The organism is Hyphomonas sp. (assembly GCF_013823385.1).
In the GTDB taxonomy this organism is placed as follows: Bacteria; Pseudomonadota; Alphaproteobacteria; order Caulobacterales; family Hyphomonadaceae; genus Hyphomonas.
On the sequence record NZ_PNMA01000003.1, the window covers coordinates 153211 to 167476 of the forward strand.

At 60.8% G+C, this 14266-nt stretch carries 12 protein-coding genes and 1 tRNA gene; 4 read left to right on the forward strand and 9 right to left on the reverse strand.

What is annotated here, in order from left to right:
- Positions 1 to 380 precede the first annotated feature (380 nt).
- Positions 381 to 1370 (reverse strand): helix-turn-helix domain-containing protein, encoded by a 990-nt coding sequence (locus C0456_RS03615; protein ID WP_367179205.1) that lies wholly within the window; start codon positions 1368 to 1370, stop codon positions 381 to 383.
- A 404-nt stretch (positions 1371 to 1774) separates the two neighbouring features.
- On the opposite strand from C0456_RS03615, the gene C0456_RS03620 reads away from it, so the two are divergent.
- A tRNA-Asn gene (locus C0456_RS03620) sits at positions 1775 to 1850 on the forward strand.
- A 98-nt stretch (positions 1851 to 1948) separates the two neighbouring features.
- Here C0456_RS03620 and C0456_RS03625 read toward each other — a convergent pair.
- The 4 genes from C0456_RS03625 to C0456_RS03640 all read right to left on the reverse strand — a co-directional run bounded on the left by C0456_RS03625 (position 1949) and on the right by C0456_RS03640 (position 5812).
- On the reverse strand, positions 1949 to 3787 hold the full coding sequence (locus C0456_RS03625; protein WP_291048395.1) for an SLC13 family permease: 1839 nt from the start codon (positions 3785 to 3787) through the stop codon (positions 1949 to 1951).
- Between the two features lie 82 nt (positions 3788 to 3869).
- Positions 3870 to 4442: a GNAT family N-acetyltransferase gene (locus C0456_RS03630; RefSeq protein WP_291048397.1), complete on the reverse strand. Its 573-nt coding sequence runs from the start codon at positions 4440 to 4442 to the stop codon at positions 3870 to 3872.
- Between the two features lie 249 nt (positions 4443 to 4691).
- The gene (locus tag C0456_RS03635) at positions 4692 to 5480 is read right to left on the reverse strand and encodes an SDR family oxidoreductase (protein ID WP_291048400.1); all 789 of its coding nucleotides are present in this window, start codon (positions 5478 to 5480) and stop codon (positions 4692 to 4694) included.
- Positions 5480 to 5812 (reverse strand): nuclear transport factor 2 family protein, encoded by a 333-nt coding sequence (locus tag C0456_RS03640; RefSeq protein WP_291048402.1) that lies wholly within the window; start codon positions 5810 to 5812, stop codon positions 5480 to 5482. The genes C0456_RS03635 and C0456_RS03640 overlap by 1 nt, the downstream gene beginning before the upstream one ends.
- 102 nt (positions 5813 to 5914) lie before the next feature.
- Here C0456_RS03640 and C0456_RS03645 point away from each other — a divergent pair, with 102 nt between their 5' ends.
- Both C0456_RS03645 and C0456_RS03650 read left to right on the forward strand, forming a co-directional pair.
- Complete coding sequence (locus C0456_RS03645; protein WP_291048405.1) at positions 5915 to 6280, forward strand: helix-turn-helix domain-containing protein; 366 nt, start codon at positions 5915 to 5917, stop codon at positions 6278 to 6280.
- 80 nt (positions 6281 to 6360) lie between these two features.
- Complete coding sequence (locus tag C0456_RS03650) at positions 6361 to 7413, forward strand: NADP-dependent oxidoreductase (RefSeq protein WP_291048407.1); 1053 nt, start codon at positions 6361 to 6363, stop codon at positions 7411 to 7413.
- A gap of 67 nt (positions 7414 to 7480) precedes the next feature.
- Here C0456_RS03650 and C0456_RS03655 read toward each other — a convergent pair whose 3' ends face one another.
- The 3 genes from C0456_RS03655 to C0456_RS03665 form a co-directional block, all read right to left on the reverse strand.
- Positions 7481 to 9712: a TonB-dependent receptor gene (locus tag C0456_RS03655; protein ID WP_291048410.1), complete on the reverse strand. Its 2232-nt coding sequence runs from the start codon at positions 9710 to 9712 to the stop codon at positions 7481 to 7483.
- Between the two features lie 163 nt (positions 9713 to 9875).
- Complete coding sequence (locus C0456_RS03660) at positions 9876 to 11525, reverse strand: long-chain fatty acid--CoA ligase (RefSeq protein WP_291048412.1); 1650 nt, start codon at positions 11523 to 11525, stop codon at positions 9876 to 9878.
- Between the two features lie 24 nt (positions 11526 to 11549).
- Positions 11550 to 12758 (reverse strand): CoA transferase, encoded by a 1209-nt coding sequence (locus C0456_RS03665; protein WP_291048414.1) that lies wholly within the window; start codon positions 12756 to 12758, stop codon positions 11550 to 11552.
- A gap of 187 nt (positions 12759 to 12945) precedes the next feature.
- On the opposite strand from C0456_RS03665, the gene C0456_RS03670 reads away from it, so the two are divergent.
- Entirely contained in the window at positions 12946 to 13599 is a 654-nt protein-coding gene (locus C0456_RS03670; protein ID WP_291048416.1) for a GntR family transcriptional regulator, read from the forward strand.
- Between the two features lie 9 nt (positions 13600 to 13608).
- On the opposite strand, the gene C0456_RS03675 is transcribed toward C0456_RS03670, so the two are convergent.
- Entirely contained in the window at positions 13609 to 14259 is a 651-nt protein-coding gene (locus tag C0456_RS03675) for a carboxymuconolactone decarboxylase family protein (protein WP_291048419.1), read from the reverse strand.
- Positions 14260 to 14266 lie beyond the last annotated feature (7 nt).

The following is a 14266-nucleotide window of genomic DNA, read 5'->3' on the forward strand; positions in this document are numbered from 1 at the left end:
GTTTAGATTATTTAGCTCCGCTGTGAGATGAAGCCCCGCACTCTTCGACAACCCGTAAAGTGCCGGCCCCGGAAGGACCCATGAGGGCCTAATGTGGCCGCCTCCACGGTGCCGGAATTGGCCACTCGGAGCATCATCTGCCCTCGACCGCTGCCTTAACCATTCGGACACCTGCAGCGTGGGTGATCACGTCCTGCAGGAAGTCACCTAGCGAGGGCGCGAACTGCCCGCGTCGGCAAATTGTGCGCTCGTAGCAAGCCCAGATGGATGCAGAGGGTTGATCGCGGAGCATTCGGACCCAATCGTGTGCCACGCTATCCGGCTTGTCTGCGTTGTAGCCGGGATAGTGGGCGAGCAACCGCTTCACGATGGTCAAGACCTCACTCGGCGTCCCTGGGGACAACAGAGAATTCAACATCGACAATGCGGCTGTCCGCTGATCCTCCGGCAGGATCTGGCTCAATAGGCGACCTTTCGGTGTCGCCCGCCATTTGGCGCTCAAGTCGTTCAAACGGGTTAGAGCGAGCTCCATGGCCTCGGGTGTGGGCGCTGGGGCTGTAAGCTGGCGAGGCGCGAAGGTGTGTTGAATGACTGCGGTCATCATAGTTTCCTTCCATGACTTTGGTGAGATTGGCGGGCTTCAGCAGCCAGTCGATGGCCAAACAAAACGGCTTACCAGTTCGGCCGGTGAGGAACGAACTTTGCTCAGCTCGCTCGATTGCGGTTTGCCAACCCTCAAGGCCGATCTTGCGAATGCGAGCTTTCAGGGCCGCTTTGCGACTGTCGCTGAAGGCGGTGGGTGTTGCCCAGTTTGGCTGGCGTTGGGATGCGACAACGAACATCCGAAAGCCCTCTTCGGCACGGCGAAGCTCACGGGCCCGGTCAGGGGTAGCGGGCGCCGGTTCAACATGCGCGTCGACAACATCAGAAGCGTCAGCTTCTGATGTAAGGTTGTTCTTATGGGTCGTTCTAGGGTGTGATCGCGTAGGATCACGGGGGGTGTGATCGTTAGCGGTCACAGGGGGTGTGACGGGACGGTCACACGGGTCTAAGATAACGCGGTAGAGGTTTTCTCTCTGGCCGCCGTCGGCTCGATATTGATGTTCTACTGCGACATAGCCCAATTCGACCAGGCGGGCGCAGGCGCGGTTCACAGTTTCGCGAGCAATGCCGAGCAGGTCGGCAATCGTTTTTTGCTTGGGAAAGCATTCTTGGTCTTTCGATGTGAAAGAGCCGATTGCGAGCAGCACACGGAGCTGGATTGGCGTAAGCCTATCGTCAGCAATCGCGGCCGAAGGAATGAGAGTGTATCGTGATTGGCTCACGGCTACACCGGAAGTGAAAGGTTCGCCAAATTCGCCGCAATGCACCCGCAAATAGCGCTGAAATGCGGCGGGTTAGACAGGCTAAGTGTCTGACTATGCGGGAAACGCGCAAACCGGGTGGGGCCTCCACCGACTTTCCCGCAACAATCTGATCCCCCGGCAGGCAACGCGTTATGCTGAACGCGTTTTTGCGCATTTATTGCAAATCGTTTACTCCGGATTAACCATTTCGGGCGAATTTGGGCATGTCTTCTCTTGGAGACACCCACCATCACCCAACGCCTTCGGCGGGAGCTTGTCTCCCGCCTCTTTTCTTTCCGGGGTGAGGTTTGCCGGCAGAGCGCAGCTATCCACAATTCTGCAGCCTCTCGCAGGTGATTTTCTGCAGAAGGCGCTATTTGCCTCTTGAACCGGAAAGCCGGTCTGGCTATTCCCCCGTCTCCAGCTGTTCCGCGATAGCTCAGTTGGTAGAGCAGGCGACTGTTAATCGCCCGGTCGCAGGTTCGAGTCCTGCTCGCGGAGCCACTTCTTCCCCCTTTTTTGCCTTTGAAGCCTGCGCCGCGTAAGAACGGCGGTCTGCGTTCATTCGTGATTGCCCTTGATGTCGCTCCGGCTGCCCTGGATCAGAATGGAAAGATCCAGGGCGTCATGACAACCGAAACCACCAGCGTGACGAGGGCGAAGGGCGATCCCACCCTGACGAAGTCCATGAAGGTGTATTTGCCGGGGCCCACGACCAGTGTGTTTACCGGTGAAGAGACCGGCGTCATGAACGCCGCCGATGCCGCGAGCGCTACTGTCATCGCGAAGGGATAGGGCGACACGCCGAGGGCGTCGGCAACCGTCAGCGCGACAGGCGCCATCAGCACGGCCGTAGCGGTGTTGGAAATGAACAGGCTGAGCACAGCAGTGGTGATGAAGATGGCTGCCAGCGCCATCCGCGGGCTGGCGTCGCCCGTGGCAGCGAGAAGGCCCTGGGCGGCGAGGTCTACCCCGCCGGTCTGCTGCAATGCGATGGAGAAGGGCAGCATGCCCACGATCAGAATCAGGCTCTGCCAGTGGATAGACCGGTAGGCGGCGTTCAGGTTGACGCACGCGAACAGACCCATCAGCAGGCAGGCGATCAGCGCGGCCTGGACATTCGGGATCACGCCCCAGACCATAAGGACGATCATCACTCCGAGGCTTAGCAGCGCATAAGGGGCACGGGATGCTGCGGGCGGCGCCTCTTCGAACTCTGCAGGCAGGTTGAGGACGATCATTTCCCGCGCATCATCGAGCGCCCGGATGGCCCGCCACGGGCCGATGACAAGCAATGTATCGCCCAGCGCCAGCTCTGTGTTCAGGATATCGCCTTCGGCCGCTTCTCGCCCGCGCTTCAGGCCGATGACGGTGACATCGTGCCGGGAGCGGAACCGCGTACCGATCACCGTTCGCCCGATGAGGGGCGACGGATCAGGTACCATCACCTCTGCCATGCCGATGTCCTGGGCATGGTCTGAAAAATAGGCGCCAGCCAGAACCTGCCGCTCCAACCCGTAATCCCGTGCGATCGCATCGATCTCCGGTGCGCCCTCGGAGAGGTCGAGCAGAAGGATGTCCCCTGCGCTCAGTTCGCTGGAGGCACGCGGCTGGATCAGGCGCCGGGAGAATCGCCAGCCGCGCTCGATTGCCAGAATGTTTGCGCCAGCGCCGCCGCGCAGGTTCATTTCCCCGATCGTCCGGCCCACGAGCGGGGAGCCGGGCTTTACCCGGAGGCGGTGCTCGCGGCCTGCCAGACGGTATTCCTCGACCCAGTCGGACAGGCGGGGGCGTGCCGGGGGCGCGGCCGGCGGCGCCTCCCCAGATTTCGGCGCCCGCACAAGCCAGCGCCGGGCGAACAACATGTATCCCACCGCCAGGATGAGGATCGGAATTCCGAAAGGGGTGAAACTGAAGAAATGAAATCCTTCATGCCCGCGCCTCACCAACTCGGCGTGAACAACCAGATTGGGCGCAGTGGCCACCAGGGTCATCATTCCGCTGATCAGCGCAGCCATCGACAGCGGCATCATCAGGCGCCCCGGCGCGATGCCGGAATTGGCCGCAATGCGCAGCACCACCGGGATGAAGATGGCGACCACGCCGGTCGAACTCATGATCGAACCGACGAGAGCCACGATAATCATCAGCAGCGTGATCAGCCGCGCTTCGCTCCGCCCCGCCTTGGCCACCAGCCAGTCTCCCAGCCGCTGCGCGACACCTGTGCGGACCAACCCTTCGCCGATCACGAACAGGGCGGCGATCAGGATGATGTTGGGGTCGGCAAATCCTGCCAGCGCCTCATTCATGGTGATCACGCCCGTCAGGGGCAGCGCCGTGATCATGATCAGGGCGACCGCATCCATGCGGGGCTTGTTCATGGCGAACATGAGGATGGCTGCGGCCAGAAAGCCGAGCACAAGAGCCAGATCAAGTGTCATGCAAGCAGGTTAGGCGGCGCGGCCCGGACGCGGAACCCCTAAACGGACCCTGGTGCCCGCAAGAACGAGCAAGCAGGCGCCTTCACTCCCTGGGCAGGGACCATTCGCCTTCGCCGAGATGACGTTGCATCATCACGGTGTCTTCCCACTGGCCGAATTTCAGGCCGACAGCTTTCAGTGTGCCGACATTGCTGAATCCCAGGCTGCGGTGAAGCGCCATGCAGGCTTCGTTGCGGCTGGTGCCCATCACCGCCAGCATCTGCCGCCAGGGCCCGGCTTCACACCGCGTGATGAGCTGAGAAAGCAACGCGCTGCCAACGCCGCGCCCCCCAAAGAGATCACTGACATAGATGGAATCCTCGACCGTGTATTTGTAGGCAGACCGGCTGCGATAGGGCGAGGCGTAGGCGAAGCCGATGACCTGGCCATCAGCTTCCGCCACCAGGAAGGGCAGATCAGCGGCAAGCACATTTGCCCGCCGCAGCTTCATTTCCGGTAGGGAGGGGGGCACTTCCTCGAAGGTGGCCGAGCTTGTCAGCACATAATGCGCATAGATGGCCCGGATAGCCTCCATATCGGCATCATCGGCGTCGCGGATTCGGAAGGCGGCATCGGGCCAGCCTGTCGGGGTTTCGGATTTCAGCGCGTATCCCATGGGCACTCCAGTTGGGGTGTTCAGTTTCCCCAAGGAGACACTCGACTGTGGCTCTGAAACAACACCCGAATGCGCCGGGAGGGAGAAGACTGCGCGCTATCCTGCTTTTTGAGCAGAGATTTGCGCAAGAATGCGAATTCCGGGCACGGATGCGGAAATCCGAAAAATTTCATGTGTAAGTAATTTAAACAACGCTCCGGCATCCGGCGCGCCGGCGAGCAGCTGCCCGCGCGCCGGATGTCTGAGCGCTCAGATCGTGGGGATGGTGCCGCCATCGATCACATACTCTGCGCCGTGGATGGCTGAAGCGCGATCAGAAGCGAGGAAAACCATCAGGTCGGCCACCTCTTCCGGAAGGGCGGGACGGCCAATCGGAATACCGCCCAGCGCGTCAAGAATGGATTGCCGCGCGGCCTCCTCGCTGCTGCCACTGCTCTGCGCAATGCGCTTCACCATTGCTTCGGCGGCACTGGTATAGATCCAGCCGGGCGAGACCACATTTACCCTTACGCCCTTGGGGCCAACCTCTTTCGACAGGGCCTTGCTGTAGGCCACCAGCGCGGCCTTCGCGGCGGCATAGGCTGTGGTGGACTCATACAGCGGCAGGCGCGACTGGATCGAAGCGGTATGAATGATCGCGCCTTTTCCGCGAGCGATCATCTGCGGAACGAGTAGCCGGTCCAGCCGCACGGCGGACATTAGATTGAGATCAAGCTCTGCCTGCCAGACATCGTCTCCGCTCGCTGCGAAACCGCCGCCAGGCGCGCTGGATCCTCCCAGCACATGAACCAGAATATCGACCCCGCCCATGCGTTCCAATGCGGCATTGGCCAGCGTTTCGGCGCCCGCCGCCGTGCTGAGGTCTGCGCGAACGAAGGCCGCTTCCGGCATTGTTTCCGGCGGCGTGGACCGGGCCGCTGTCAGAAGCTCGGCGCCGGCGGCGGCCAGCTTCTGGAACACGGCATGGCCTGCGCCCTGTGTGCCACCGGTAATCACCACGCGCTTGCCCGAAAATTCAGGTTCGGAAGGCGCCGTCATCACACGATCTCCAGATGGGAGATTTCTTCGCCGGCAAGCTGGAAGCGGAAAGTGAGGGGCACGGGGCTGCCCGGAAAGTCGCCCGCGACATTGGCCACCACGATATGGCGGTCATCTTCCTGCGTTGCGGAAACGGGTGTGGAGATGGCTTTGACACCGACCGTTGCTTCCGTGATCCAGGCACGCAGCTCGTCCGTGCCCGTGCGGGTCTGGCGTTCGTCCACGACGACGGCATCGGCGGCAAACGGGGCGAGCATGCCTTCCACATCGAAGCTGGGATTGGCGGCGAAGTAACGTGCAATCGGGGCGGGCAGGGGCGGGCTGAATGACATGGAATGCTTCCTTTCGGGCGCGCGGCGTTATTGCCTTTCCACGTCAGATGCGCCTAGGCTGTCAAAACGACAAGAACCAACTAAAAAGTAAGGTACTCACTTATGGGTAAGCGACCTGAGTATACGGCTCCTCTGGCAGCCGAAGGCGTGCAGAATGCGCTGCGGATCCTTGAAGGGCGCTGGAAGCTCATCATTCTGTTCCAGCTTTTCGGCGGCAAGGTGATGCGCTTTTCGGACCTTGAGCGCGCCATCCCCGGCATCTCGCAGAAAATGCTGATCCAGCAGCTGCGCCAGATGGAGAAGGATGGCGTGGTCGCGCGTATCGTGCACCATGAAGTTCCTCCGCGTGTCGAATACCATCTTACAGATTGGGGCCAGTCTCTTTGCCCCGCTCTGGATGCGCTGCTTCTTTGGGCAGAGAGTGCGCCGGCTGAAATCCGGCAGGTGCTGCTCGGCGCGACCGGCTAGCCGGCCCCGGCGGCATTGATTGACACGCCTGACGGCTGACCCCTCTTGTGGGGCCGGCAGAGTATTGTATCGGAGCGAATATGGCAGACAGGATGAACCCACACTGGGTGCTTGCGCGGATGCCGCCGGAAGGCTGGCCAGTGGATGCCGATTTCGCCTGGCGAGAAGCGCCTGCTCCCTCGCCAGGGCCGGGCCAGATGCTCACGCGCACGATTTATCTCTCGCTCGATCCCTATCAGTGGGGCCGCCGCCGACGGGGCGTCGAAGCCCCGGGCGAAGTTTGCCATGGGCGCACGGTGTCTCAGGTCGTGGAAAGCCGACTTCAGGGTTTTGTGCCCGGGGACTTCCTCTTCAACACAAATGGCTGGCAGACCTACGGCCTCACCGGTGAGGGCATCTCAACCTTCGGCTATATGTTCCCCCGCAAACTTGATCCTTCCCTGGCGCCGATTTCATCCGCTGTCGGAGTTATGGGCATGCTCGGGCTCACCGCCTATGCCGGGCTCTATGTGCAGTGCGCGCCCAGGGCGGGGGAAACCGTGGTCATCTCTGCTGCGTCCGGTGGCGTGGGGCAGGTCGCCGGACAACTCGCAAAGCTGCGCGGCTGCAGGGTGGTGGGGATCGCAGGCCGCGCCGAAAAATGCGCCTATGTAAAGGAGGCGCTCGGCTTTGATGAATGCGTCTCTCATCTTGATCCGGGTTTTGCAGATCGCCTGCGGACCGCCTGTCCGGAGGGTGTGGACGTTTACTTCGAAAATGTCGGCGGGCGCGTGTTTGAAACTGTGCTCGGGCTTTTCAACAGCGGCGCGCGCATTACGCTTTGCGGCCTTGCTTCCCAATATGGCGCCATGGGGGAAGACATCGTCCAGTCATGGAAGGCGGCCGGTGATAAAACATTCAGTGAGCGGAATATGAAAGTGTATCCGCTGTTCGTGGGGGACTATGTTGCCAGCCACCAGGACCAGTTTCTGGCGGAAATGGCCGGTTGGTTGCAGGATGGTCGCATCCGTTACCGCGAAGATATCCACGAGGGCCTCGAAACTGCCCCGCGCGCTTTCCAATCCATGCTGTCGGGCGGAACCTTCGGCAAAACCCTGGTGCAGGTATCACCGGACCCCACGCGGCAGGCGTGATCCTGATTGGCAGAAAAGAAAACGGGCCGTGCAAGGCACGGCCCGCGAAGTATAAGCGCCGGGAGACTTAGAAGCGCAGGCCCGCCTCCAGAGCGATGGTCCGCGGCGGTTCGACGTAGAAAATGGCGCGGGGCACGCTGGTGATCGGTGCGGGCAGGTTAAAGGCGCTGCCAGTGGTGATCTCGTCCGTCAGGTTTTTGCCGACGAGGGCCACATGCCAGCGATCGTCCTGGGGCGCGACCTGAAGGCGAAGGTCCACCTTCGCAAAGCCTTTCTGGAGGCCAAAGGTGGGGCTCTGATTATCGGAGTCGAAATATTCGGAGCGGCCGGTAACCGCCAGAATGCTGTCGAACACCAGATCGTTCCAGAGGTTCTGAGTATAGTTCAGCTGCACATTCCCGCTGAAATCGGAAATGTAGGGCAGGGGCCTGCCGCCAATATTGTTCTGCGCAACGCTTGTGGGATCGGCGGGGTTACACTCCGTCAAGGGCTGGCTGGCAAGGCAGGCGGCGCCGGGATAATCCTCGTATTTCGCGTCTTGATAGGCTGCCGAAGCATTGATGCTGAACTGGTCGGAAATGATCCAGGCAAGCGAGGCCTCTACACCGGTGGATTTCGCGCTGGCGGCGTTTCCTGTGATGTAGGTGGAAAGGTTTGGATCGTACACAGATGTCTGGAGATCCTTGAAGCTTGTCTCATAGACCGCGCCGTTCAGCACAAGCGCCCCATTCAGAAGCGTTGATTTGACGCCTGCCTCGAAGCTCTCGGACTTCTCCGGATCGTAGGTGAACGTCGCGTCGACCGTGCCATAGGTGTTGCCCACGAAACCGCCGGATTTCGAGCCCCGGCCATAGGTGACGTATGCCATCGCGTTGGGATGAACATCCCATTGCAGGGTGATCGAGGGGTCCACGCCGTCTTCGCTGATGCTGCCATCGGCCTTGGTCAGCGGGCGCAGCGGATAGGGGCCGTAGACGAGTTCACCATCAAAACCCGCACGCTTGTCCGTATTGGTGTAGCGCAGGCTTCCGATGGCGCGAAGTGTGTCTGACAAGTGGTACGTGCCCTGACCAAACAGGGAGTAGGATTTGCTGAACTGCGAGAAGTCAGTCCGGCCGAGGCCTTCATAGTTGAACGCCGCGATATTGAAGCCTCCGAGCTGTGTCAGCAGATAGCGGGAAGAGTCGTAGTAGCCGCCAACGATATATTCGAACTTGCGGCCTGTGGGCGAGAGCAGGCGCAACTCCTGCGACACCTGGCGGAAATGCTCAGGATAGCTGTTGTAGACGCTGTTTGGAACGATCGTGCCGTTCGGGGCCTGCTGATCGAAATAGTTGTTGATGTCGGCGCGGAACCAGGAATAGCCGGTCACAGACGTAAGCGTGTATTCGCCAAGGTTCCAGTTGCCGGTGCCGGACACGAGCCAGGATGTGGCCTCGGTGCCCTCTTCGCCGACAACGCTGTCGACGCTGTAGCGTGTGAGGTCGGGATTCTGGGGGATATCCAGGCGGCCGGCGACGTTCATGCCACCGATCCGGCGGTTGTCGCCGAACTCCGCTTTGACAGTGTAATCGAAATCACCTTCGCCTTCATAGCGCAGTGTGGCGCGCGCCAGAAACTGTTCTACCTGTGGCTCCTTCTGGCCGCCTTTTCCGAGATTGCTGATCCAGCCATCCTGATCGAGATGCTTGACAGCCAGCCTGCCGGAAATCCGATCCGTGATCGGACCAGAGACATGCCCGGAGAGTTCGTATCCCTCAAGGTCGAAATTATAGACAGCTTTGACAGCGCCCTCGAACGTATCGGTGGGGCCGGCGGAAACGATGCTGACAGCGCCTGCAGCAGTGTTCTTGCCGAACAGCGCGCCCTGCGGGCCGCGGAGAACCTCGACGCGTTCCAGATCGAAGAACGGACCTTGGGTCTGCCTTGATTTCCCGGCATAAACGCCATCGATATAGAGGCTGACTGCCTGATCAAACGAGAAGTTCGCGGCCGGAGAACCGAAGCCGCGGATATACACCACATTGTTGCCGGCCGTGAGCTGGACCGCGACGTTCGGCACGTATCGGGTCATGTCCTGAAAGTCGTTGACCTGAAGCGCCGCAAGCGCTTCGCCCGACATGACCTCCATCGAAATTGGGACATCCTGCAGGCTTTCTTCGCGCTTCTGCGCCGTCACGGTAACGGTGGCGAGCTTGCGTGTTTCCTCTCCGCTGTCAGCTGCTTCCTGCGCAGTGGAAACGCCCGATAGTGCCGATAAGGCAACCGCCATGGCGAGTGTAGATATACCCGATTTCATTTGTTCCTCCCTGTGAGCCGGTATCGATCCGTCCGGCTTTATAATAGTTAGTTAGCTAATGGATATTCGTCAGCTCGGCAAGGACAGACTTGTGTGACGTATCCGGATGAATTGCGGTTCAGTCTGGTATTTGGATAGGGCGGCTGAGTGGACGGGGATTAAGCTAACTCTGTTCTCTACTTTCCGGCGTCCGGACGAATGTCACGCCGCCGAATTTGTCTCTCAGCTTCTTCTTGTCGATCTTTCCGGTAGGGCCGGTGGGCATCTCTTCGATGAACTCCACCCGGTCCGGCAACCACCAGGTGGCAATTCTTCCCTCCAGAAATGCGAGCATCTCGGCGGCGGTAGCTGTGGCGCCCTTTCGAAGCTTCACCAAAAGCAGGGGACGCTCATCCCATTTGGGATGGGGAATGCCGATCACCGCGCAGAGTTCTGCCGCCGGATGGCTCGTTGCGATGTTCTCGACATCGACCGAACTGATCCATTCGCCCCCGGATTTGATGACATCCTTGGCGCGGTCGGTGATCTGCATATAGCCATCGCCATCCAGCCTGGCGATGTCGCCTGTATCGAAATACCCTTCAGAATCCAGAGCATTAGTTGGCTCTCCAAAGTATTGGGAGGCAATCGTTGGGCCGCGGATCAGCAGGCGGCCGGGGGTGTGCCCGTCATGCGGGAGGGCCCCGCCGCCATCATCCACGAGCTTCAGGTCGATCCCCGCCAATGGACGGCCCTGTTTCAGTTTCCAGCCAATTTTCTCTCCGTCCGTGAGCGTATTGATACGGCGGTTCGGTATGGACACTGTGGCCAGTGGCGAGGTCTCTGTCATGCCCCAGCCCTGGATCACGTCGACGCCGTGCCGGTCGCGGAACTCGCGAATGATGGTTTCAGGGCAAGCCGAACCGCCCACGGTAACCCGTTGAAGAGTGGAGAAGGAAGCGCCGGTCTCACGCATATATGTCAGCAGCATCTGCCAGATTGTCGGCACTCCCGCCGAATAGGTGACGCCTTCTGCTTCCATAAGTTCGTGGAGGGAGGCGCCGTCGAGCCGCTGTCCGGGCAAAACAAGACCCGCGCCAACCATCGGGGCAGCATAGACCACGCCCCAGGCATTGGCATGATACATCGGTACGGCCAGAAGCACCGTGTCGCGCGCCGAAAGGTTCAGGGCGTCAGGCCCCAGGACCATCAGCGCATGAAGGTAGTTGGAACGATGCGAATAAAGGACACCCTTCGGGTTTCCGGTGGTGCCCGACGTATAGCAAAGGCCCGCAGCCTGACGCTCCTCGAAGCGCCCCCATTCTGCCGTCTCCGCATGCGGAGCAATCCATGCCTCGTATCCCGTCACCTGAACCGTCCGGCTGGAGAAGGGTGCGGGCGTCTCCTCATCCAGCATGATGACGGCTTCGATGCTGGGGCAGGAAGGGAGGATTTCCTCCAGAATGGGTCGGCAGGCGCTGTCGGCGAGAATGATCCGGTCCTGCGCATGATTGACGAGATAGGCGATCTGCTCGTTGAGAAGGCGCGGGTTCAGCGTATGGCAAATGGCCCCTATGCCAATGATGCCATACCAGGCTTCGAAATGCTGATAGCCATTCCAGCCAAGCGTGCCGACTCGGTCATCCTTGGTGATACCGGCTGCGCGCAGCGCGTTAGAGACGCGGCTGGCCCGACGCACAATCCCCGCGTAGTCGGTGCGGGTGATCTCGCCGCGTGCTGAACGGGATGTGATCGGTGTCTGGCCATGCCAGCGGGCGGCATGGGTGAGCAGCCGGTCCAGCGTAAGTTCTGCTTCCTGCATCAGGCCATGCATGATTTTCCTCCTCCCGCGCTTGGCTCAGATGATGCCGCGTTGTTGCAGGGATGCCAGTTCACCCGCACTCAGCCCGAGATCTGCTCCGTAAACGGCCAAATTGTCCTGGCCCGGTAGCGCCGGCGCGGGGCGGCGCACGCTGCCGGGTGTGGCGGAGAGCTTCGGGAAGGCGTTCTGCATCGGCAGCTTTCCCCATCGGGGATGATCAATCTCGATCAGGGATTGGCGTGCCTTGAATTGAGGGTCTGCCAGCATATCGGCAGGGGTATACATTTTTCCCGCTGGAACGCCCGCTTCCGCCATCAGATGTTCCAGGGCGTCGGTCGTGAGTGTGCTGGTCCAGGCCGCCACAATCTCGTCGAGTTCCTTCTGGTGATTGCCGCGGGCGATGTGGGTGGCGTAGCGCGGGTCGTCTGCCAGATCGGACCGGCCCATCGCGCTGCAGAGGCGCCTGAAAACGGAATCCTGATTGGCGGCGATAAGATAAAACCCGTCCGCCGTGGGATATACATTGGAGGGCGCCACGCCAGGCAGGATGGAGCCGGAGCGTTCCCGCGTGAAATTGCCGATGGCGTAGTCAGGCACCAGGCTTTCCATTACGTGCAGAACCGCCTCATAGAGAGAGGAGTCCACAAGCTGCCCCTTGCCGGTGCGGTGACGCGCTTCCAGCGCGGCGAGGGCGCCGAGGCAGGCAAAGGTCGCGGCGAGACTGTCGCCGATGGACACCCCCATCCGGGCAGGCGGACGATCAGGATCGCCGACAATCCGCCGCCAGCCCCCCATGGCTTCTCCGATGCCGCCAAAACCGGCTCTGCCGGCATAGGGGCCTGTTTGTCCGTAGCCGGATACACGCACGACGATGAGGCGAGGGTTCTCTGCCATCAGGTCTGCAGGGGAGAGCCCCCATTGCTCCAGCGTGCCTGGCCGGAAGTTCTCGATCAGGATGTCGGCGCCCGCGATGAGCTGGCGGGCGAGCCCCTGGCCTTCGTCGGTACGCAGATTGGCAGTGACAGAGCGCTTGTTGCGGCCAAGCACTTCCCAGAACAGGGGATAGCCGGGCTGTCCCCACTGGCGGAGTGCGTCGCCGGTCCCCGGAGGCTCAATCTTGATGACGTCGGCGCCGAAGTCGCCCAGAAGCTGGCCGCAGAAAGGGCCGGCGATCAGCTGGCCCATTTCAACAACGCGGACACCGTGCAGGGAACCGGGTTGCGGCGATCCGCTGGTGGCGTTCATTCGTCCCTCCCATGGGCATTTTGTATTCAATTGCATCCATAATGACAAATTAATTGACGTTTTCAAGCCATAAACAAATTTATTGTATACAAAGTGGGGGGGGCGGCTGGCTTGTGGCCTGTTCAGGAAGGGAAATTCCCGGCAGGATACAGGCAGGTCCAGCGGTGGCGGCGGTGAGGAGCAGGCGATGGCGAGTGCCAGTGTTCAGGCGTATGAAATAATCCGGCAAGAGATCATCTCTGGCCGTTTCCCGCCGGGGCACCGTCTGATCGAGTCCGACCTGACCGCGCTCTGCAAGGTATCGCGCACGCCGGTTCGCGAGGCATTGCGCCGTCTCGTGAATGAAGGGCTGGCCGAGTTCAGCCCCAACCACGGCGCGCAGGTGGCCGATCCGGGAGATGAGGATCTGGAAGCGCTCTACGAATTGCGGACCCTCATTGAGGGTTATGGCGCTGCGCGCGCGGCCACACGGATATCGGAGGCTGAGATCGCTGAACTGGAGGCGCTGGCCAGTCAGATGGAAGCGCTCGTCAAGAAAGGCGCAGATCACACCCCCGAGGCCGCCGGCGCGAACAGCCGGTTTCACCGGATCATCCTGGAAGCCGCCCGCAGCGCGCGGCTTTTGAGTGTGGCCGGTCTGGTGGTCGAAACGCCGTTGGTTCTGCGCACGCTGGCGCGGTATTCAGCCGACGAGCGCGACCGCTCCATGCGGCATCACCGTGAACTCATCGCCGCTTTCCGGGCGCGGGACGCCCGCTGGGCAGAGGCTGTAATGACCGGCCATATCAAGGCAGCCTTTGCCGCCATTCGCCGGGACCTCGCTCAGCGCAGTCCCGGCTGAGGGCTAAGATCAGCGCTGATCTGACGGGCGTGAGGACAGGAAGTCTGCGCTGCTGAAACCTTCTGGCGCATCGACCTCAACAATCGCTTCGGGCCGGTCGTCGAATTCTGTTTTCAGCGCGCGGGACATGATGGCGTGCATCACATACATGGACACGATGTAGGTGAATTCCAGGATTACCTCGTCACTGAGGAAAGTTTTGAGCTTGGTCATCACTTCAACTGGTGTCCGGCCACGGCCCGTTGAGAGACAATCCGCATACGCCAGGACAGCGCGCTCCTGATCGTTGAAGAGATCGGACACCTGCCAGGCCGGAACCGCCTTGATCTTGTCATCTGAAACGCCGAGGGCGCGAAGAAGCTTGCAGTGCTGAGAGAAGACAAACTGGCTGCCAATGGTCCAACCAACCCGCGTCTGGCCAAGTTCGCGCAATACAGGGTCAAGATGGATGTTCGGGCTTCGGTAAAGCTTGAAGCCATTGACGGCGTGTTCAAACACTTCTTCGGAGTTGGCGAAAACGCTCCACCAGTTACCCGGCGACCCTGTGGCCGTTCCCGGATCGGTGATCGGGTCGCGATCGGGGCCGAAGAGGCGTTCGAAATAGGCCAGCATCGTGGCGTTGGTGAGTTCGGCGCGGGGAACTTGTCTGATAGCGGGCATGAGGTGT

What these genes read in the sequence shown, in the direction of transcription:
- C0456_RS03625 (WP_291048395.1), bottom strand. Translation starts at nt 3,787, where the DNA reads ATGACACTTGATCTGGCTCTTGTGCTCGGCTTTCTGGCCGCAGCCATC.
- C0456_RS03630 (WP_291048397.1), bottom strand. Translation starts at nt 4,442, where the DNA reads ATGGGATACGCGCTGAAATCCGAAACCCCGACAGGCTGGCCCGATGCC.
- C0456_RS03635 (WP_291048400.1), bottom strand. Translation starts at nt 5,480, where the DNA reads ATGACGGCGCCTTCCGAACCTGAATTTTCGGGCAAGCGCGTGGTGATT.
- C0456_RS03640 (WP_291048402.1), bottom strand. Translation starts at nt 5,812, where the DNA reads ATGTCATTCAGCCCGCCCCTGCCCGCCCCGATTGCACGTTACTTCGCC.
- C0456_RS03645 (WP_291048405.1), top strand. Translation starts at nt 5,915, where the DNA reads ATGGGTAAGCGACCTGAGTATACGGCTCCTCTGGCAGCCGAAGGCGTG.
- C0456_RS03650 (WP_291048407.1), top strand. Translation starts at nt 6,361, where the DNA reads ATGGCAGACAGGATGAACCCACACTGGGTGCTTGCGCGGATGCCGCCG.
- C0456_RS03655 (WP_291048410.1), bottom strand. Translation starts at nt 9,712, where the DNA reads ATGAAATCGGGTATATCTACACTCGCCATGGCGGTTGCCTTATCGGCA.
- C0456_RS03660 (WP_291048412.1), bottom strand. Translation starts at nt 11,525, where the DNA reads ATGCATGGCCTGATGCAGGAAGCAGAACTTACGCTGGACCGGCTGCTC.
- C0456_RS03665 (WP_291048414.1), bottom strand. Translation starts at nt 12,758, where the DNA reads ATGAACGCCACCAGCGGATCGCCGCAACCCGGTTCCCTGCACGGTGTC.
- C0456_RS03670 (WP_291048416.1), top strand. Translation starts at nt 12,946, where the DNA reads ATGGCGAGTGCCAGTGTTCAGGCGTATGAAATAATCCGGCAAGAGATC.
- C0456_RS03675 (WP_291048419.1), bottom strand. Translation starts at nt 14,259, where the DNA reads ATGCCCGCTATCAGACAAGTTCCCCGCGCCGAACTCACCAACGCCACG.